This window comes from Tenacibaculum sp. E3R01 (assembly GCF_003318185.1).
Classification (GTDB): domain Bacteria; phylum Bacteroidota; class Bacteroidia; order Flavobacteriales; family Flavobacteriaceae; genus Polaribacter; species Polaribacter halocynthiae.
The window spans coordinates 127,771-149,334 of record NZ_QOCC01000030.1 but is presented as its reverse complement, the minus strand read 5'-3'; the positions used below and the strand labels follow the sequence as shown (position 1 = coordinate 149,334).

Annotated in this window: 19 protein-coding genes; 9 read left to right on the top strand and 10 right to left on the bottom strand. The window is 30.2% G+C overall.

The window, feature by feature from the left end; genetic code table 11:
• The first annotated feature begins 29 nt into the window (after positions 1-29).
• From DS884_RS18095 to DS884_RS18085, 3 genes are all read left to right on the top strand, one after another.
• On the top strand, positions 30-1,340 hold the full coding sequence (locus DS884_RS18095) for a hypothetical protein (protein WP_113787763.1): 1,311 nt from the start codon (positions 30-32) through the stop codon (positions 1,338-1,340).
• 112 nt (positions 1,341-1,452) lie between these two features.
• A complete protein-coding gene (locus tag DS884_RS18090; RefSeq protein WP_113787762.1) occupies positions 1,453-2,790 on the top strand; it encodes a hypothetical protein in 1,338 nt (445 codons plus the stop codon).
• A gap of 80 nt (positions 2,791-2,870) precedes the next feature.
• A complete protein-coding gene (locus tag DS884_RS18085; protein WP_113787761.1) occupies positions 2,871-3,305 on the top strand; it encodes a hypothetical protein in 435 nt (144 codons plus the stop codon).
• Between the two features lie 31 nt (positions 3,306-3,336).
• On the opposite strand, the gene DS884_RS18080 is transcribed toward DS884_RS18085, so the two are convergent.
• The 9 genes from DS884_RS18080 to DS884_RS18040 form a co-directional block, all read right to left on the bottom strand.
• A complete protein-coding gene (locus tag DS884_RS18080; protein ID WP_093869091.1) occupies positions 3,337-3,594 on the bottom strand; it encodes a DUF6952 family protein in 258 nt (85 codons plus the stop codon).
• Positions 3,595-3,617: 23 nt separating this feature from the next.
• Positions 3,618-3,926, bottom strand: a complete 309-nt coding sequence (locus DS884_RS18075) for a thioredoxin family protein (protein WP_093869092.1) — start codon at positions 3,924-3,926, stop codon at positions 3,618-3,620.
• Positions 3,927-4,045: 119 nt separating this feature from the next.
• Positions 4,046-4,687 (bottom strand): peroxiredoxin, encoded by a 642-nt coding sequence (locus DS884_RS18070; RefSeq protein ID WP_093869093.1) that lies wholly within the window; start codon positions 4,685-4,687, stop codon positions 4,046-4,048.
• Positions 4,688-4,832: 145 nt separating this feature from the next.
• On the bottom strand, positions 4,833-5,996 hold the full coding sequence (locus tag DS884_RS18065; RefSeq protein ID WP_093869094.1) for a sigma-54-dependent transcriptional regulator: 1,164 nt from the start codon (positions 5,994-5,996) through the stop codon (positions 4,833-4,835).
• The gene (locus DS884_RS18060; protein ID WP_147239428.1) at positions 5,974-6,603 is read right to left on the bottom strand and encodes a hypothetical protein; all 630 of its coding nucleotides are present in this window, start codon (positions 6,601-6,603) and stop codon (positions 5,974-5,976) included. The genes DS884_RS18065 and DS884_RS18060 overlap by 23 nt, the downstream gene beginning before the upstream one ends.
• A gap of 6 nt (positions 6,604-6,609) precedes the next feature.
• On the bottom strand, positions 6,610-7,434 hold the full coding sequence (locus DS884_RS18055; RefSeq protein WP_233487189.1) for a mechanosensitive ion channel family protein: 825 nt from the start codon (positions 7,432-7,434) through the stop codon (positions 6,610-6,612).
• A 93-nt stretch (positions 7,435-7,527) separates the two neighbouring features.
• The gene (locus tag DS884_RS18050; protein ID WP_113787758.1) at positions 7,528-8,853 is read right to left on the bottom strand and encodes an ABC transporter permease; all 1,326 of its coding nucleotides are present in this window, start codon (positions 8,851-8,853) and stop codon (positions 7,528-7,530) included.
• Between the two features lie 3 nt (positions 8,854-8,856).
• The gene (locus tag DS884_RS18045) at positions 8,857-9,786 is read right to left on the bottom strand and encodes an ABC transporter ATP-binding protein (RefSeq protein ID WP_113787757.1); all 930 of its coding nucleotides are present in this window, start codon (positions 9,784-9,786) and stop codon (positions 8,857-8,859) included.
• 180 nt (positions 9,787-9,966) lie between these two features.
• Complete coding sequence (locus tag DS884_RS18040) at positions 9,967-12,600, bottom strand: T9SS type A sorting domain-containing protein (RefSeq protein ID WP_113787756.1); 2,634 nt, start codon at positions 12,598-12,600, stop codon at positions 9,967-9,969.
• 191 nt (positions 12,601-12,791) lie between these two features.
• Between DS884_RS18040 and DS884_RS18035 the strand changes: the two genes are divergently transcribed.
• The 5 genes from DS884_RS18035 (at position 12,792) to DS884_RS18015 (ending at position 19,711) form a co-directional block, all read left to right on the top strand.
• Complete coding sequence (locus DS884_RS18035) at positions 12,792-13,253, top strand: MarR family winged helix-turn-helix transcriptional regulator (RefSeq protein WP_093869100.1); 462 nt, start codon at positions 12,792-12,794, stop codon at positions 13,251-13,253.
• 12 nt (positions 13,254-13,265) lie between these two features.
• A complete protein-coding gene (locus tag DS884_RS18030; RefSeq protein ID WP_113787755.1) occupies positions 13,266-15,671 on the top strand; it encodes a 3-hydroxyacyl-CoA dehydrogenase/enoyl-CoA hydratase family protein in 2,406 nt (801 codons plus the stop codon).
• 5 nt (positions 15,672-15,676) lie between these two features.
• Positions 15,677-16,867 carry an acetyl-CoA C-acyltransferase gene (locus DS884_RS18025; RefSeq protein ID WP_093869102.1) on the top strand — a complete coding sequence of 397 codons (1,191 nt, stop codon included), beginning with the start codon at positions 15,677-15,679 and terminating at the stop codon, positions 16,865-16,867.
• A 14-nt stretch (positions 16,868-16,881) separates the two neighbouring features.
• Positions 16,882-18,678, top strand: coding sequence for an acyl-CoA dehydrogenase family protein (locus DS884_RS18020; RefSeq protein WP_113787754.1), 1,797 nt, complete (start codon positions 16,882-16,884; stop codon positions 18,676-18,678).
• A 187-nt stretch (positions 18,679-18,865) separates the two neighbouring features.
• Positions 18,866-19,711, top strand: a complete 846-nt coding sequence (locus DS884_RS18015) for a rhomboid family intramembrane serine protease (RefSeq protein WP_113787753.1) — start codon at positions 18,866-18,868, stop codon at positions 19,709-19,711.
• A 5-nt stretch (positions 19,712-19,716) separates the two neighbouring features.
• Here DS884_RS18015 and DS884_RS18010 read toward each other — a convergent pair whose 3' ends face one another.
• Positions 19,717-20,169, bottom strand: a complete 453-nt coding sequence (locus DS884_RS18010) for an Lrp/AsnC family transcriptional regulator (protein ID WP_113787752.1) — start codon at positions 20,167-20,169, stop codon at positions 19,717-19,719.
• A 167-nt stretch (positions 20,170-20,336) separates the two neighbouring features.
• On the opposite strand from DS884_RS18010, the gene DS884_RS18005 reads away from it, so the two are divergent.
• Complete coding sequence (locus DS884_RS18005; RefSeq protein WP_093869106.1) at positions 20,337-21,479, top strand: histidine decarboxylase; 1,143 nt, start codon at positions 20,337-20,339, stop codon at positions 21,477-21,479.
• Positions 21,480-21,564 lie beyond the last annotated feature (85 nt).

Genomic DNA, 21,564 nt, shown 5'->3' with positions numbered 1-21,564 from the left:
GCTAAATATCAATGGTTAAGCTCTTTTTAATGAAAAAAAAATTATTTTATATTTTTATTTCTTTCACCATAACCTCTTTTTCTCAAACAGGTCCAGGAGGTGTAGGTGCTAGAGATGGCTCTTCCTCTCTTATTGTATGGCTAAGAGCCAATGACTTAAATGCCGATGGAGATATTAGTAACAATCCTGCTAATGGCACTTTAATATCAACTTGGTCTGATTTTAGTGGGAATTCAAATAACTTCACACAATCTGGAACAAGAAGACCTACCTACAATACAACTGGAACATTTAATACCGCTAGATTTGATGCTAGCACTGGTGCTGCTAAGTTTATGAACGGATCTATTTCAGGAATTTATGCTAATGCAAGTACTTTTTTTGTAACAAACCCTGTTAATAATGGGAATTCACACTCTCTTTTTGACCACTCTTCAGCTTCATTAAGAGTTGAACAATGGAGAAACACAAACAGAGTTGGTTTTACTAGATATGGTATTGCTGATTATTCAACTGCTATTGTTTCACCTTTTGGTATAAACTCTATAATTTCCTATCATAAAACTACTGGATCATCATTACTAGAAGTAAGGGTAAATGGGGCTAATCAAAACCTTAATATTGGTTCTACAACCGCTGGTATACCTTTAGATAGAATTGGTAGAAACTCTAGTGGCGCTGATGAAGCCAGTGGGGATTTTTTTGAAATAATATTTTATAACAGTCGTGTAAATGATGCTCAAAAAATAATTATTGATAATTATTTAAGTGCAAAATTTGGAAGTATAGCAGTTATAAATGATGTATATAACGAAGATGATGTAGCTGCAGGTAACTTTGATCATGATGTTGCCGGTATTGGTAGAGTTAATTCAAGTAATTTACATAATGATTCTCAAGGTACAGGTTTAGTTCGAGTTTTAAATCCTTCAAACCTAAACGATAATGAATTTTTTATGTGGGGTCATGATAACAATTCTTTTCAAATGAATACTGGGTTAAACGCTCCTTCTATTATTAAAAGTAGATTAAACAGAATCTGGAGAGTTAGTGAGGTTAATACTTCTGGAACATCTGTTGATGTTGGTGCTATTGATATTAGATTTGACTTAACTGGTATTTCAGGTGTTAATACTGCTAATTTAAGATTACTTATTGATACTGACAATGATGGTTTATTTGATGATGAAACTCCTATTTCTGGCGCTACAGATTTAGGAAGTAATATTTATAGTTTTAATAGTGTAAACTCACTTACAAACAACAATCGTTTTACAATTGGAATTGGAATAACAACTGTTATAACCAATAGAAAAATAACCTATAGAGTAAACAACTAGCTTTTAACAAAAAAAAAAGCTATCTTAAATAATAGAATAATGCAAAAGTTAAATACTAAAAAAATAATAGTACTTTTATTCTAAATTTAAATATTGTATTTATTAAAGTGGTATGAGCTTACAATCAAAGTTTTTTGTTTTATTCAACCTGATATTTTCTTCTTTATTATTTTCTCAAACAGGACCAGGAGGAGTTGGAATAACAGATGGAAGTTCAAATTTAGTTCTATGGCTTGACGCAAATAATGTAAGTGTAGCTAACGGAACGCTAACAAACAATTGGCCAGATAATTCAGGGTATGGTCACAATTTTACTGATGGTAATGGAGCGGTATTTACTACAAATTCAGTAAATAGCTATCCTTCTTTTAGCTTTAATGATACAAGTAATTACTTTCAACACCCATTTCAAAGCAGATTAACTCCTACTTCATTTACTATATTCTCAGCATCTAGTGTTGCAAGTTCTGGATCATATAAAGCAGTATTATCTAATAGAGACGACCCTTCAGGATCACCTACAAGAGGTTTTATTTTATATTCTCGTCCAGGCACAAATAATTGGTCATTCTGGACAGGTAGAGATAGTGGCCCTTGGCAAACTGTAGAAGGTAATATTAATACTACCGCAAATTGGTCATCACAAATGATGAGATATAATGGTACAACAAGAGAAAAAAATCTTTCTATTAACAATAATACCTTTTCTACTGCAACTCATACAATGACTTCAAATACTTCAAGACCGTTTAGAGTTGGAGCTGGTAGAAATGAATCAAACACCCCAAACTACTACTTTAATGGTAACATTTCAGAAATAATTATGTTTGATAATTTAATCAATGAAGCACAAATAATAATTGTCCAAAATTATTTAGCTGCAAAATATAACTATTCATTATCCTTATCTGATGTATATAATGAAGATACACCTGCATCTGGAAATTATGATCATGATGTTGCTGGTATTGGAAGAGTAAATTCAACTAATTTACATAATGATTCTCAAGGAACTGGGATTGTAAGAGTTTTAAACCCGTCAAACCTTAATGATAGTGAATTTTTTATGTGGGGTCATGACAATGGAACCTTTCAAATGAATACGGGATTAAATGCCCCTGAGATTATTAAAAGTAGATTAAATAGAATATGGAGGGTAAGTGAAGTAAACACTTCTGGAACAACAGTAGATGTTGGCTCAATTGATATGAGGTTTGATTTAACAGGAATTACTGGAGTAAACACTGCTAATTTAAGGTTACTTGTTGATACAGATAACGATGGTATATTTGATGATGAAACTCCTATTTCTGGAGCAACTGACTTAGGAAGTAACACTTATAGCTTTACTAATGTAAACTCAATACAAAATAATAATCGTTTTACCTTAGGTGTTGCAATAACAACTGTTATCACAAATAAGAAAATAACCTATAGAGTAAATAATTAATTACATGGTTTTTTTAGTTACTTAAGTCATTATTATTTTAAAAAGTAATAAATTTGCTTAATTAACTAAAAAAAAAGCATATGAAAAAAAAAATGGTAGCATCAATTGCAGTTGCCCTATTGTTTACTTCTTTTGGATACTCACAAAAAGTAAGATTCAAAAAAGGCAAAGTAATTGTTGACAAAAAAGAAATCTTAAGCTATGAAAAAAATGGCTTTTTAGGCTCAGAAATAACACTTTATTCTCTTGATGGAGAAAATGAAATCGCAGAAATGTTCCACGAAAGAAATGGAACCAATAGTTATCAAGAGGATGATTATAAAAAGTTATTCTTTACTAATGAAGAAATAAAAATTGAGTCAGGAAGAATTAAATTTAGAGGATGGAAATACGTCATTAAACTTTTAATAAGAAATAAAGTTTTAGGAATGGACGGTAAAATAAATTTAGCTAAACTCAAAAAGTTTGCTAAAAAATATGATGAGAACATAACAAACAGAACTGTTCGTTATTAAATAAAAAACCGAGTTTAAAAGCTCGGTTTTTTTATTTATCTATAGATCCTAAAACACGTTTCATAAAAGTATTTAACGCTTCTTTTTTAGGTGCTCCTTCTTTTATCATTTTGTGTACCTCAACTGCTCCATACATATTAGAAATCAATTCTCCAATAACATCTAACTCTTCATCTTTTAATGATGAAACTTCGGTTAAAGCTTCTAATGTTTCAATAGTTTCTATTACAAAATCTTCATCATTTTCTTCTATAAAAGAAGTTAAATGTTTTATTACAGGTAATTTCATGTTTTTCTTTTTTAACAGGTTATTTACACAACTTCGTTAACTAACTCTTTTAATACATCAAACTTGTTAGTTTGAGTTTGATTTACAAATTTACCATCAACAAAAGTTGCGAATGTTGGTAAATTATCAACTGTAGCTAATTTTCTACTCTCTGGAAATTTTTCTGCATCAGCTATGATGAATACCATATTTTCATTTTCAGAAGCTAATTTCTTGAATTTAGGCTTCATAATTCTACAGTTACCACACCAAGTAGCAGCATACTGAACAACAACAGTTTTATTATCTGAAACAATTTGTCCTAAATTGTCTTGATTTAATTCTTGTACCATGATTTTATTTTTTTAATTATTAAGAAAGAACTCTTAAAAAGACACACTTTTACTAAAGTGTTGAGAAGAAAAGTTCGTGCTACTTAATTTATTATTTTCACACGAACTTTTAATGTATTCTAGTGAGAAGCTAAATACTCAGCAGTTCCTTTTGCATTAGGCTGCATTGCATCTTTACCTTCTTCCCAGTTTGCAGGACAAACTTCACCTTTTTCTTGTACGTGCGTGTAAGCATCAACTAAACGTAAAAATTCACTTACATTACGACCAACAGGCATGTGGTTAATTCCTTCATGGAAAACAGTTCCTTCTTCGTCAATTAAATAAGTAGCTCTATAAGTTACGTTATCTCCTTCTACCTGTACAGTACCAGTAGCTTCATCATAAGTTTCGTTAGAAATATCTAAAATACCTAAGATAGATGATAAGTTACGGTTACTATCAGCTAATAATGGGTAAGTTACACCTTCAATTCCTCCATTATCTTTAGATTGGTTTAACCATGCAAAGTGTACTTCTGGCGTATCACATGAAGCTCCAATTACAACAGTATTTCTTTTTTCGAATTCTCCTAAGGCAGCTTGAAAAGCATGTAACTCAGTAGGACAAACAAAAGTAAAATCTTTAGGGTACCAAAATAACAATACTTTTTTCTTGTTATTTACTGCCTCTTCTAAAACATTTACTTTAAATGTATCCCCCATTTCGTTCATTGCATCAACGTTTAAATTTGGGAATTTCTTACCAACTAATGTAGCCATTTTTATAATTTTAAATGATTAATATTTATTTTTTACAAGTACAAATATACCACCGAAAAAAAGTTTGTAATAAAAAAGTTGATGCTAATTTTTTATTTTAACATCAACTTTATTTATAGTTTAACTTTTAAAGCATAAGGTTTGATTATTTACTAGCGAACATATTTACATCATTTCCTGAAACTTCTTTTTCGCCAAGTATAATTAAACGCTCAACTACATTTCGTAATTCACGTATATTTCCTGTCCAATCATATTCTTGTAATAACTTTATTGCTGCTGCAGAAAAACCTTTTTTAGGAGTTCCTTGTTCTTTTGAAATTTTATCAGTGAAAAAGTTAATCAATAATGGAATATCTTCTCTTCTATCATTTAAAGCAGGTACTTTAATTAAAATTACTGCTAAACGATGGTATAAATCTTCTCTAAATCGCCCTTCAGCAATTTCTTTCTTTAAATCTTTATTTGTTGCTGCTACAACGCGAACATTTACTTTTATATCTTTATCAGATCCTACTCGTTGAATACGATTTTCTTGCAAAGCTCTTAATACCTTTGCTTGCGCTGATAAACTCATATCTCCTATTTCATCTAAGAAAATAGTACCTCCATTTGCAGCTTCAAACTTACCAGCTCTATCTTTATTAGCTCCTGTAAAACTCCCTTTAACATGCCCAAATAATTCACTTTCTATTAACTCAGAAGGTATCGCAGCACAGTTAACTTCAATCATTGGAGCTTTTAATCTATCTGATTTCTCATGTAACCAGTGAGCTACTAACTCTTTTCCAGTTCCATTAGGTCCAGTTATTAAAACACGGGCGTCAGTTGCAGCTACTTTTTCTATGATATCTTTTATATGAGTAATTGCATCACTTTCACCAACCATCTCATAGCTTTTACTAACTTTCTTTTTTAATCGTTTGTTTTCTACAACCAATTCTTTTCTGTCAAGTGCATTACGAACCGTATTTAACAAACGATTTAAATCTGGTGGCTTTGAAATATAATCAAAAGCACCTAATCGCATTGTATTTACCGCTGTATCTAAATCTCCATGCCCAGAAATCATAACCATTGGTATTTCTGGCTTTATTTTTTTAGCTTTTTCTAACACCTCAACACCATCCATCTTAGGCATTTTAATATCACATAATACTAAATCATAATCTTTATCTTTAATCATTTCTATTCCTGCCAATCCATCTTCAGCTTCTTCAACCTTATAAGCATCATTTTCTTCAGAAATAATTTTTTTTAATACTCTACGAATTGCTGCTTCGTCCTCAATTATTAATATTTTTGACATCTTCCGTTAGATTTTTATTCAACTTACTTATTATTAGATCTTCTCTATTTTTAAATGTATCTTCTTCGTACTTTATAAAAATAAATTTATCATTTTTCTTTTTAAAACGAATCAAAGACTGTTCCTTTATTATTTCAAAACTTAAAAAATCTTCCCATAGATAATCTTCAAAATAACTTCTTCCCTTTACAATTCCTTTATCCTTTAAATAAACCTCATAATTACTTTCAAATAAACCTCTTATTACCAAAGACATAAGCAACCCATAAAAAAAACCTGAATTTCCATTTTCACCTAGAAAAAAGTAGGCGAATTCTGTATTTAAATCGAAGTTAAATTTTGAAACATGTACAACATAAACTATAAAACTTATTAAAATTAAAAAAGAAACAATGTATTGATTTAAAAAGAATTCTCTCTCCCCTAATTTAACCAACCTTCTTTTATTTTTATAAAATTTTATTACTTCAAGTACTTTCAAAACTATCAGAAATACTAGTAAAGGAATAAAGAAAATTATAGCATTTTCTATTTCCCAAATACAAAACATAATGAATAGAGCTGAGGTTATATAGAATAAAAACCTTAATACATTTCTTTTTTTCATTAAACCCTACTCTTTAACAACATGTACATCTCTTTGTGGAAATGGTATAGATATATTATGTTCTCTAAATAATTGATCTATTTTAAAACGAATATCACTTTGCGGTATAGAAGCCATAAAGCTATCATTTAAAGTAAACACTAACTTGAAATCTAACGAATTATCTCCAAAATTCATAAACAAAACTAGAGGTTCAGGGTTGTTTAATATATTTGGATGTTCATTAGCGGCTCTTAGTAATAGTTTTTTAACCAACTCTAAATCGCTACCATAAGCAACTCCTACCTCAACACTTTCTCTTGTGGTTGTTCCATTCTGTGTCCAATTATATAAACTACTCGTTAAATACTTATGATTTGGTATAATTAACACCTTATTATCAATAGTTACCGCTCTTGTTGTTCGTAATTTTATTTCTTCGACTCTACCTATTTTATCATCTAATTCAATAATATCACCAACATGTACACTTTGGTCTACAATTATAAAAATACCAGAAATTATATCCTGAAAAAAAGTTTGTAAAGCCAAACCTACACCAATTAACAAGGCTGCAGAAGCTGCAAATATTGCTGTTACATTTACACCGGATGTACTAAGAGTTGTAAGAAAAATAGTTATGTATAATAGCCAACTAACAAAAGAAAAAACAGTGTCAAATTTATTTTTATCATCTTGCTCAAGCCTTTTTACTACTAGCTTTTTAAAAAGTTTTAAAAGTATAGAGGCAATTACCAGTACAAGTATTAAGACTAAAATAGCTTTAACACTTATGCTTATTTCTTTACTAAATTTAAACGAATAGTTAAGTATATTATTAAGTTCTTTCACATGAATAAAATTATGGTAAATATTTTATTTTACACAAAAAAAAAGCAGTTATCTTTTACAATAACTACTTTTAATTTTAACTATTAGAATATATTATCCGTTATAACGAATCCATTTCCATAAATCTTTATAACTAGGTTTTTTACCATACATTAAAATACCTACTCTATAAATTTTAGCTGCTAACCATACCATTACCATAAAAGTTACTACTAATAATATCATAGAAATTGCTATTTCCCACCAAGCTACACCAAAGGGTATACGCATTAACATTACAATAGGTGATGTAAAAGGTATGTATGAAAACAGAACAGATATTGGCCCATGTGGATCATTAATTACAGTAAAAAAACCAACATAAATCCCCAACATTAAAGGCAGCATAATTGGCATCATAAACTGTTGTGTATCTGTTTCATTATCAACTGCTGCACCTACAGCTGCGAACAATGAACTATACAACATATATCCTCCCAAGAAATAGAAAATAAATAAGCAGAAAATTTTAAACAAAGGAAGATTCAATACTTCCTTTATAATTTGTTCAAGTTTACCTCCACTTGCAGCCTCTTTCATTGCATCCATTTGTTCAGTAGAAACTTTTGAGGTTTGCATTTCCATCATATCAACTCCTAATAAAGATGACGCAACAACACTTATTATAAGCATAATAACTCCCCAAATAAAGAATTGCAGCAATCCTGCTGACGCATTACCTATAATTTTACCTAACATTAACTGAAAAGGCTTTACTGAAGAAACTATTATTTCAATAATTCTACTTGTTTTTTCTTCAATTACACTTCTCATTACTGAGGTTCCATATATCATTACAAACATAAAGAGTAAATACCCAGCAGCTCCTCCAGCAATAATACTTGCTAAATTTTTCGCCTTTGAAGATTCCTCTCCAGAGAAATTAAACATCTTAATATTAGAAGAAATTTTAGACGCTTTTATTTTAGCTAAATCAATACCAAAATTATTAAGTTTTAAATTTCGAAAACGTGTTTCTATCTTTCTTTCTATATTACCTAGAACAGACATCCCTGGAGAATCTTTAGAATAAAATTCTATCGATTTAGCTAACACTTCTATACTATCTAATTTAGGTATATATAAAGCTCCGTAATAATCTCCCCCTTCCACTTTCTTTTTCGTTTCCTCAAGTCCTAATTTTGTAAAATCTTGATACTTAATAGTTTTTGAATCTTTAAATATATCTTTAGAAAACAATCCAGATTCATCAACATATACTATGTTTTTAACCTTTTCATCGTTTTTTTTCATCAAGAAAAAAACCAATGCTCCCATACCTACCATTAACAACGGACTTAAAAAAGTCATCATTAAAAATGATTTATTCCTAACTTTAGCAATAAACTCGCGTTCAATAATTAATCTTAACCTGCTCATCGTTTAACTGTTTTTATTTATTGCTTCAATGAAAATATCATTGGCACTTGGAATTAGTTCTACAAAATGTTGTACTTGCCCTTGAGTTGTTAAAAATGACAATAAATCATTTGCCGTATTACCTTCAGTTAATTTTACATTTAACTTTAATCCGTCATTTAGTGACCTAAAATCAGCTGGTAAAACTTTAAATTTCTCTTTTAATATAGCTTCTACTTCCTTAGTATTTGTAGTATTTAAACCAACTTGAAAAGTATTTGTTCTAAACTCCCTTTTAACATCATCTAACTTTCCATCTAAAATTTTATTAGACTTATCAATTAAAGCGATATAGTCACACATCTCTTCAACACTTTCCATACGATGTGTAGAAAAAATAATAGTAGCTCCTTCATCTCGAAGTTGTAAAATTTCTTTAGCTATTAACTGAGCATTAATTGGATCAAAACCTGAAAAAGGCTCATCAAAAATCAATAATTTTGGTTGATGCAATACAGTAACAATAAATTGTACTTTTTGAGCCATTCCTTTTGACAACTCTTCTATTTTCTTTCCCCACCAAGCCCCAATATCAAACTTATCAAACCAATATTTAAGACGTTTTTTTGCTTCTGTTTTAGACAATCCTTTCAATTGAGCTAAATATAATGCTTGTTCGCCTACCTTCATGCTTTTATACAACCCTCTTTCCTCTGGTAAGTAACCAATATATTCAACATGATGAGGAGCTAAAGCTTCTCCATCTAAAAGTATTTTACCACTATCTGGCATTGTTATCTGGTTAACAATTCTGATTAACGAAGTTTTTCCTGCTCCGTTAGGACCAAGCAACCCAAATACACTTCCTTTAGGAACATGTATTGACACATCATTTAATGCAGTATAATCCCCATAGCGTTTTACCACATTATTAATTTCTAGTAAATTATTCATTGATTTTTTGGTTAATTAATAGCTGTCTTAATAGCAAGCTTTAACAAACTTACATATTTTTTATATTTAATTAGTATGCTCTAATCTTCAATTGTTACATCAAAGCATAAAAAAATAGCTACAGTTTTTAAATTAACTTTAAAAACTGTAGCTATTTTAAGAATATCCAAAGAGGTAACTTTACTCTTTAATTAAACGTTTAATTATAAAATCATTTTCTAAAAATATCTTCACTGAATATATACCAGACTTTAAATTAGAAATATCTATTCCTTTCTTTATATTTATTTCCCCTCTTAAAACTCTACCTGAAAAATCTAAAATTTCTATTTTTGAAACAGTATTTTCTTCACTATTTATATGCAACATGCTTTTTGCTGGATTAGGATACATACTAATTTCTTTAAAAGCTTTTGATAGCATTGGAGCAACAATTGGCACAGTAGAACAAAGTGTACTATAATTTGTTTGAGAATCTTTATTGGTCCAAGAACTTGTACTGTGTGCTACATCATCTACTTGAACACAGGTTAAATCTGGGTTATTTCTAATATCAAAAGAAGCTATAGATAAATTTTGCCCGTTAGCAACATTTAAATTTTTTAAAGCACCATTTTTACTATTAAAATATCTTAAATTTGGATTATTAGACACATCTAAATCACCTATTAAATTATTACCACAATAAAAAATATCTAACGCTAAATTGTTAGAAACATCTAAGCTTGTTAGTTGATTTAATTTACAATTTAAATATTTTAAACTTGCGTTTGTAGTGACATTTAAACTTGTCAATTGATTCTGATTACAGTATAAGTTTACTAAACCAGTATTGTTGGTAACATCAATAGTTGTTAATTGATTTTGACTACAATTAAATATTCTAAGCCCTAAATTATTTGAAACATCTATAGTCGTTAATGCATTAGATCTGCAGTTTAAATATCTTAAATTTGTGTTCACTGAAACATCTAAACTTGTTAATTGATTTTGACTACAATCTAACCTTGTTAATGCTGTAAAAGCTTCAATACCTGTTAAATTAGCAATACTTTTGTTTGAACAATTTATTATACCTGTAAAGGCAACTGCTTCACTACATTCTATTTCAGTATTTCCATTAGTATTAATCAAATTATTATTTACTAAATATGATTTAAAATTAACATCAGGAATATTTACAGTACAAACACTATTACAATTAGCACTATAACTTGTCTGTGAATCTTTAAATGTCCAGTTTGTTGAGCTATAAGCTGGGTTATCAACTTGTACACATAGTAAGTTTGGATTATTCGTTATTCTAAAGTCTAACATGTTTTGATTAAACCCATTTGTTACATTTAAAGCTGTTAGCTGATTATTTGTAGCTCTAACAGCAATTAAATCTATATTCTGAGTCAAATCAAGGCTTGCTACCTGATTATAACTACACTCTAAAGATTTTAATTTACTATTGTTAGAAATGTCAAGAGTAGTTATTTGATTATTTTGACATGATACATATTTTAAATCTACATTACTATTAATATTCAAACCTGTCAATTGATTAAAGCCGCATTCCAAATAACTTAAAGCTAGGTTCTGAGTTAAATCAATAGTTGCCAATGAATTTCTCTTACAATTTAATTCTACTAAGTTAACATTATTAGTAAAATCTATAGTAGTTAATTGATTACCCTCACAATTTACAACTGCTAAATCAATATTTTGCGTGATATTCAAATTTGTTAATTGATTACTTTCACAAAACAACTCTGTTAAATGAATATTTTGAGAAAGATCCAAACTAGTTAATTGATTCGCATTACAATATAGTTTTGTTACATTAACAAAAGCTTCTATCCCAGTTAAATCTGTAATCTGTTTCCCTTGACAGTATATTACTCCAGTAAAAGCTGTTGCCTCACTACATTGGATCTCTGTATCTCCATTAGTATTAATTAAACTGTTATTTACTAAATATGATTTAAAGTTAGCGTCTGGAATTGTTACATCACACACAGAAGTATTACAATTTATGCCATAGTTTGTATGCGCATCTTTTAATCTCCAATTAGCAATACTATATGCAGGATCATCAACTTGTACACAAAATAAGTTTGGATTATTACGCATTCCTAAATACCTAATTACTCTATTATTACCATTAGCAATATTAAAATTGGTTAAATGATTATCATTAACAGCAACGTTAGATAATTTGCTATTATTTACAAAATTCAAACTAGTTAAGTTATTCTCATAACAGTGTAAATCTCGAAGTTCTAAATTATTAGAAACATCTAAACTTGTTAATTGATTTTTAAAACACGACAATTTTTTTAACCCTATGTTTCTAGAAATATCTAAACTTATTAACTTATTATCTTCACAAAAAATGGTTCTAAGAGACAAGTTATTACCTAAAGTCAAACTTGTTAACTGATTTCTACCACAAATTAAAGTTAACAAACTTGTATTATAGGTCACATTTATATCTGTTAACTGATTATTAAAACACCATAAATGCTTTAATCTTAAGTTACGAGACACATCTATACTAGTTATCTGATTATCGTTACAATGCAAACCTTTTAAATTTACAAAAGCTTCAATCCCTGTTAAATCAGTTATCCCTAAGTTAGTTGCATAAATAGACCCCCAATAGTTACTTGCCTCACTTACTTGTATTTCATTATCTCCATTCCTATTGATACTTGTATTATTTACTAAATAGTTTTTAAAATTAGCATCTGGAATGTTTACATTTTGTGCGCTAACACTAAAAAACGTAGTTATTAGAATAAATAGCGTTAAAGTATTTTTCATCATTTTCTTTTTTGTTTAAAATATCACACAAAAATGAACTACTTCCATAGTATTCTTCCTAATATGTTTCCCAAATCACTATTTTACTTTCCCTATGATTTTATGATTTTCTATCAAAAAAAATACTATGCACGCATAATTTTTTTACAATTTACTATGCATGCATAATATTTTTTTTATATATTTGACCCAGTATGGAAAAAAACAAATCAATAGATCATCAATTAAGAGCTACATGGCAAGCAGTTGCTAAAATGTATAATGAGCAAGCTGCAAAGCATAATAGCACTATGGCTACAGCTTTTGTTCTACTTAATATTGATTTTGAAGATGGAACTCCCTCTACCGCGCTGGGACCACTAATGGGTATGGAACCTACAAGTCTTTCTCGTTTATTAAAAACAATGGAAGATAAAAAAATGATTTTCAGGAAAAAAAACCCAAACGACGGAAGAAGTGTTATTATTAAACTAACTGATTACGGTAAAGAAATGCGTGAAGTATCTAAAGGGCACGTATATCAATTTAATAATGAAGTAAGAAAACATATTACTGATGAAGAACTAGAAAACTTCTTTAAAGTAACAAGAACTATAAATCAACTTATTACAGACAAATTGATTTATGGTGATGATATAAATAAACAAGCTGTATAAAACATTAAACTAATGACAAGAAGAATTAAAAAAGTAGCGATTATAGGTTCTGGAATTATGGGATCTGGTATTGCATGTCATTTTGCTAATATTGGCGTTGAAGTATTATTATTAGATATAGTTCCTCGTGAACTTAATGACAAAGAAAAAGCAAAAGGATTGACTTTAGAAGACAAAGCTGTACGTAACCGTTTGGTTAACGATGCACTAACCGCTTCTTTAAAATCAAAACCATCTCCTATTTACAGTAAAAAATTTGCAGATAGAATTACCACTGGTAATATTGATGACGATTTACATAAAATTAAAGATGTAGATTGGATAATGGAGGTTGTTGTTGAACGCTTAGACATAAAACAAAGTGTTTTTGAACAAGTTGAAAAACACCGTACTCCTGGTACTATTATCTCTTCAAATACTTCAGGAATTCCTATCAAGTTTATGAATGAAGGAAGAAGTGAAGATTTTCAAAAACATTTTGCAGTAACTCACTTTTTTAATCCTCCTCGTTATTTAAAATTATTTGAAGTTGTTCCTGGTCCTCAATGTAAACAAGAAGTTACTGACTTCTTAATGGATTATGGTTCTAAGTTTTTAGGAAAAACTTCTGTTTTAGCTAAAGATACCCCAGCTTTTATAGGAAATAGAATTGGAATTTTCGGAATTCAATCTTTATTTCATCAAGTAAAAGAATTAGGATTAACTATTGAAGAAGTTGATAAATTAACTGGTCCTGTAATTGGTCGTCCAAAATCGGCTACTTTTAGAACTGTTGATGTTGTAGGTCTTGATACTTTAGTACATGTTGCTAATGGTATTTATGAAAACTGCCCAAATGATGAAGCTCATGATTTATTTAAGCTTCCTGATTTCATCAACACCATGATGGAAAACAAATGGTTAGGGAGTAAAACTAAACAAGGTTTCTACAAAAAATCAGTGAATGCTGAAGGTAAAAAGGAAATTTTATCATTAGACTTAGACACGATGGAATATCGTTCTAAAAAACGTGCAAAGTTTGCTACTTTAGAATTAACAAAAACCATTGACAAACCAATTGATCGTTTTAAAGTATTAGTTGGAGGAAAAGATAAAGCGGGTGAATTTTACCGTAAGAATTTCGCAGCTATGTTTGCGTATGTTCAAAATAGAATTCCAGAGATATCTGATGAATTATACAAAATTGACGATGCCATGAAAGCTGGTTTCGGATGGGAAAATGGACCTTTCGAAATTTGGGATGCTGTAGGAGTAGAAAAAGGTATCGAATTAATGAAAGCTGAAGGTAAAGAGCCTGCTGCTTGGGTTGTTGAAATGTTAGCAAAAGGTTCATCTTCTTTCTATTCAGTTAAAGAAGGAGCAACTTATTACTATGATGTAAATGCAAAAGTTCAAACTAAAAAGCCTGGTCAAGATTCATTTATCATCTTAGATAATATTCGTAAAACAAATGAGGTATTTAAAAACTCAGGAGTAGTTATTGAAGATATAGGAAATGGTATTTTAAATTGTGAATTCCAATCTAAAATGAACACTATAGGTGGAGATGTTTTAGCTGGATTAAACAAAGCAATTGATTTAGCAGAAAAAGACTTTCAAGGATTAGTAGTTGGTAATCAAGCGGCAAACTTCTCAGTAGGTGCTAACATAGGAATGATTTTTATGATGGCAGTTGAGCAAGAGTATGATGAATTAAATATGGCTATTAAGTATTTCCAAGATACTATGATGCGTATGCGTTATTCATCAATCCCAACAATTTCTGCACCTCATGGTATGGCTTTAGGTGGTGGATGTGAATTATCATTACATGCTGATAAAGTAGTTGCTGCTGCTGAAACATACATGGGATTAGTTGAGTTTGGAGTTGGAGTTATCCCTGGTGGAGGTGGTTCTAAAGAGATGGCTTTAAGAGCATCAGACACTTTCCGTACAGGAGATGTACAATTAAATGTACTTCAAGAATATTTCTTAACTATAGGTATGGCAAAAGTATCAACTTCAGCTTATGAAGCTTTTGACTTAGGCTTATTACAAAAAGGAAAAGATGTTGTTGTTGTAAATAAAGAACGTCAAATTGCACAAGCTAAAAAGCATGCTGTTTTATTAGCAGAAGCTGGTTATACACAACCCGTAAAACGTGAAGATGTTTTAGTATTAGGTAAACAAGCTTTAGGTGCATTTATGGTTGCTACCGATTCAATGCAAGCTAGTAAGTTTATCTCTGAGCATGACCAAAAAATTGCCAATAAGTTAGCTTATGTAATGGCAGGTGGAGATTTATCAGAACCAACAAAAGTTTCTGAACAATATTTATTAAACATAGAGCGTGAAGCGTTCTTAAGTTTATGTACAGAGCGCAAAACATTAGAGCGTATTCAGCACATGTTAAAAACTGGTAAACCATTAAGAAACTAAGAAAAATGAAAACAGCATATATAGTAAAAGGATATAGAACCGCCGTAGGAAAATCTAAAAGAGGTGCGTTCAGATTTAAAAGAGCTGATGAATTAGCTGCTGAAACTATCGAATATATGATGGAGCAGTTACCTGAGTTCGATAAAAAACGTATTGATGATGTAATTGTTGGTAATGCAATGCCAGAAGGTTCTCAAGGTTTAAATATGGCTCGTTTAATTTCTTTAATGGGTTTAAAAATTGAAGACGTTCCAGGTGTTACCGTTAATCGTTTTTGTTCTTCAGGATTAGAAACTATTGGTATGGCAGTTGCAAAAATTCAATCAGGAATGGCTGATTGTGTGATTGCTGGTGGAGCAGAAAGTATGAGTTCTGTACCAATGACAGGGTTTAAACCAGAATTAAATTACGATACAGTAGCTGCTGGTCATGCTGATTATTATTGGGGAATGGGTAATACTGCTGAAGAAGTTGCTCAGAAATACAATATCTCTCGTAAAGATCAAGATGAATTTGCTTTAAACTCACATTTAAAAGCATTAAAAGCTCAAGAAGAAAATCGTTTTCAAGACCAAATTGTTCCTATAGAAGTTGAAGAAACTTATATAGATGCTAAAGGTAAAAGAGCAACAAGAAAATATACAGTAACTAAAGACGAAGGACCTCGTAAAGGTTCAAACATTGCTGGTTTAGAGCGTTTACGTCCAGTATTTGCTACTAATGGAAGTGTTACTGCTGGTAACTCTTCTCAAACTAGTGATGGTGCTGCTTTTGTAATGGTAATGAGCGAAGAAATGGTTAAGGAATTAAACCTAAAACCAATTGCTCGTATGGTTAGTTATGCTGCCGCTGGGGTACCTCCTAGAATTATGGGAATTGGACCAGTTGCTGCTATTCCAAAAGCATTAAAACAAGCAGGATTAAAACAAGAAGATATTAGCTTAATTGAATTAAATGAAGCATTTGCTTCTCAATCATTAGCTGTAATTCGTGAATTAGGATTAAATGCAGACATCATTAATGTAAATGGTGGTGCAATTGCATTAGGACATCCTTTAGGTTGTACTGGAGCTAAATTATCAGTTCAATTATTTGATGAAATGCGTAAGCGTAACATGCAAGGAAAATACGGAATGGTAACTATGTGCGTAGGAACTGGACAAGGTGCAGCAGGTATTTTTGAATTCTTAAACTAAAAAAACAAAACAAAATGTCAGATTTATTAAGAGGTGGGCAATTCCTAGTAAAAGAAACTAATTGCGAAGATATATTTACTCCTGAAGATTTTTCTGAGGAGCAGAGAATGATGAAAGAGGCCGTTATGGAATTTAACGATCGTGAAATCATTCCACATAAAACTCGTTTCGAGGCTAAAGATTATGCTTTAACTGAAGAAACTATGCGTAAAGCTGGTGAATTAGGTTTCTTAGGAGTATCTGTTCCTGAAGCTTACGGAGGCTTAGGAATGGGATTTGTTTCTACAATGCTTACTTGTGACTATATTTCTAGTGGAACTGGATCTTTTAGTACTGCTTTTGGTGCGCATACTGGTATTGGTACTATGCCTATTACCTTATACGGTACTGAAGAACAAAAACAAAAATTTGTTCCTGCTTTAGCAATGGGTGAGCGCTTTGGTGCTTACTGTTTAACTGAGCCTGGTGCTGGATCAGATGCAAACTCTGGAAAAACCACTGCTGAATTAACAGAAGATGGTAAAAACTATAAAATTAACGGTCAAAAAATGTGGATTTCAAATGCAGGTTTTGCTGAAATCTTTATCGTTTTTGCTCGTATTGGTGATGATAAAAACATTACTGGTTTTATATTAGAATATGATAAAAACAACCCTAATGGTGTTACATTAGGTGAAGAAGAGCATAAATTAGGTATTCGTGCTTCTTCAACACGTCAAGTATTTTTTAATGATACTTTAGTACCAGTTGAAAACATGTTATCTGTTCGTGGTGGTGGATTTAAAATTGCCATGAATGCGTTAAATGTAGGGCGTATTAAATTAGCTGCTGCTTGTTTAGATTCTCAACGTAGAATCATTACTGAAGGTGTAAAATACGCTAACGAACGTAAGCAATTTAAAACTCCTATTTCTGAATTTGGAGCTATCAAATCTAAGTTAGCTGAAATGGCTACTAATGCATATGTTGGTGAATCTGCATCATACAGAGCTGCTAAAAACATTGAAGATAGAATTACTATTCGTGAATCAGAAGGAAATACTCATCAAGAAGCTGAATTAAAAGGTGTTGAAGAGTATGCTATAGAATGTTCTATTTTAAAAGTTGCTGTTTCTGAAGACGTACAAAATTGTGCTGATGAGGGAATTCAAATTTTTGGAGGTATGGGATTCTCAGAAGAAACTCCTATGGAGTCTGCTTGGAGAGATGCTCGTATTGCTCGTATTTATGAAGGAACTAATGAAATTAACAGATTACTTTCTGTTGGAATGTTAGTTAAAAAAGCAATGAAAGGTCATGTAGATTTATTAAATCCTGCTATGGCTGTTGGTGAAGAGTTATTAGGTATTCCTTCTTTTGATACACCTGATTATTCTGAATTATTTGCTGAAGAGAAAGAGATTATTGGTAAATTAAAGAAAGTATTCTTAATGGTTGCTGGTGCTGCTATCCAAAAATTTGGACCAGAATTAGAGCAACATCAACAATTATTAACAGCTGCTTCAAATATTTTAATTGAAACATACATGGCAGAGTCTGCTATTTTGAGAACTGAGAAAAACGTGAAACGTTCTGGTGAAGCTTCTCAAAAAGAACAAATTGCTATGACTCAATTATATTTATACAATGCTGTTGACATTATTACTAAAAACGCTAAAGAAGGAATCATTTCTTTTGCTGAAGGTGATGAGCAGCGCATGATGTTAATGGGATTAAAGCGTTTTACAAAATATGCTAACTACCCTAATATCGTTGAATTACGTAATACAATCGCAGAAAAATTAAAAGCAGAAAATAAATACTGCTTCTAAAAATATTTACTCGAAAGAGTATAAAAACCTTCTTTAACTTTCATAGGTTTTAGAATTTAGTTGTTTGTTTAAAAGATCGTTAAATTAGTTTTTGACGGTCTTTTTTCTTATAAATATTTATCTTTGAATATGGGTTTTACATAGCCCATAAAATCATTGGAAATAACTAAAAAAACAAATACAAATAATGCCAGATATTGGAACTGTCGGATTACTTATATTAATTGCTAATGGCTTTGTTTCTTATCAAGGTTTTGAAAATTGGCAATTTTTAAATACCTATAAATTTCAGGTTGACAAAATATTAATCAACAAAGATTATAAAAGGCTAATAAGTTCTGGTTTTTTACATGTAAACTGGACTCACCTTATCTTTAATATGTTTAGTTTATATTCTTTTGGAGCGAGTTTAGAACTTCGATTAGGATCTATTTACTTTGCTTTAATATACTTTACTAGCTTACTTGCAGGGAATTTATTCGCTTTATTGATTCATAAAAACCATGGAAAGTATAGTGCTGTAGGTGCTTCTGGAGCTGTTTGTGGAGTTATATTTGCTTCAATAGCTTTAATTCCTAACATTGGAGTAGGTATTTTATTTTTACCGGTATCAATTCCTGGTTGGTTATTTGGTCTTTTATACATTAGCTATACAATTTATGGTATTAAATCTAATAATGATAATATAGGGCATGAAGCTCATTTAGGAGGAGCAGTAATAGGAATGATTACAGCAATTATAATTAGCCCTAGTTCATTAATCCAAAACTACATCCCTATTCTACTTTCTCTTGTACCAACATTAATATTTATCTTTTTTATTTTGGTAAAACCTCATTTATTGCTCGTTGATAATCCTTTTAAAACTCAAAAAAAGCATCAAACTATTGATGAAAAATACAACGAAGAAAGAGCACTAAATAAAAAAGAATTTAATCTTTTACTTGAAAAAATCCATAAAAAAGGTATTGACAAACTAACTGCAAAAGAAAAAGAAAAATTAGACGAATACTCAAAAGCAAATAGAAAATAATAATTTTATAAATAAAACACTGTAGTGTCTTTAAAAGAATTCATAACAAATGAGCTTTGTATAGTTGAGATTCCTTCGAATACCGAAAGTTTGTCGTTAATTAATCCTTGAAATTGGTTCATATCATTTACTGCTACTTTTAATAAGAAATCAAAATTACCAGATACATGGTGACACTCCATTACTTCTGGAAGACTTAAAATATTTTCCTTAAAAGAATCAATCAACTCTTTTTGATGTTTGAATAATGTAATTTGACAATAAGCTATTATTTGTTTACCAATAAGATTTCTATCTAATAAAGCAACATATTTTTTTACAAAACCACTTTGCTCTAACTTTTTAATTCTTTCATAGGTTGGCGTTACTGTTAAACCAATTTTTGTAGCTATTTCTTTAGTATTCTGCTTAGCATTTTCTTGTAAATGCATTAGTATTTCTCTGTCTATTTTATCCATAAAAGAACTCTTTTCTAAATCTAATAATTTTCGACCTCTCCAAAAGTAACAATAATCTTTAAAAACAAATAAAAAAGATTTATTTTCTTAATTAATACTATAACTAGATTAAAATTCTAATAAACTATAGATTTGCATGAAAACAAAAACACATAAAATTAATAATCATGAAAGCTACTACACAACAAGAACGTCTTAACCAGCTTTTAGAGAAGATTACTAAAGCTAGAGATACTTTTTTAGGCTATCCAGTATCTAAAGATTTTGATTATTCAGAACTTTACGAGTTTTTAAAATACCCTATTAATAATCTTGGAGATCCATTTGAAGACAGTACCTACAAAGTACAGACTCATGAAATTGAACGAGAAGTTGTAAATTTTTTCGCAAAATTATTTAGAGCAAATCCAAAAGATTACTGGGGATATGTTACCAATGGAGGGTCGGAAAGTAATTTGTATGGTTTATATATTGCTAGAGAAATGTATCCAAAAGCGATGGTTTATTACTCAGAATCTACGCATTATAGTGTTAAAAAAAATATCCATTTATTAAATATCCCAAGTATTGTTATTCGCTCACAAGAAAATGGAGAAATAGATTATAACGATTTAGAAGAAACTTTAAAATTTAACAGACATAAGCCTGCAATTGTTTTAACCACTTACGGTACCACAATGAAAGAAGCAAAGGATGATGTTTCTAAAGTAAAGGGTATTTTAAAAAAATTAGCCATTCAAGATCATTATATTCATTGTGATGGAGCACTTGCAGGATCATTTGGAGCATTTGTTGAACCAAAAATTCCTTTTGATTTTATGGATGGTGCTGATAGTATTTCAATTAGCGGGCATAAATTTATAGGCTCACCAATACCTGCTGGAGTTATTGTTACCAGGCGCTCTTTACGTGATCGTGTATCAAAAGGTATTTCATACATTGGCTCTTTAGATACAACTATAACAGGCTCAAGAAACGGACATAGTCCATTATTTTTATGGTATGCAATAAATAAACTTGGCATAGATGGTTTGAAAGCTAGATATAATCACAGTTTAGAAGTTGCCAAATATTGTAATCAAGAATTACTTAAAATTGGTGTTAATGCATGGAGAAATCCAGGAGCTATAACTGTTGTATTACCTAAAATGTCTAATACTATCAAAGAAAAATGGCAATTAGCTACTGAAGATGATATTACACATATAATTTGTATGCCTAATGTTACTAAAGATCAAATAGATCATTTTATTAAAGATGTAGCTTTTTCATTACATGAAAAAGAAGAAGAAGAACTTGCTTATTTTTAATAACTAAACTTTTTTAGCATAAACAATAAAAAAACATACTATAATTTATTTAATACCAGTACTTTTGCACGCAATTCTGAAAACA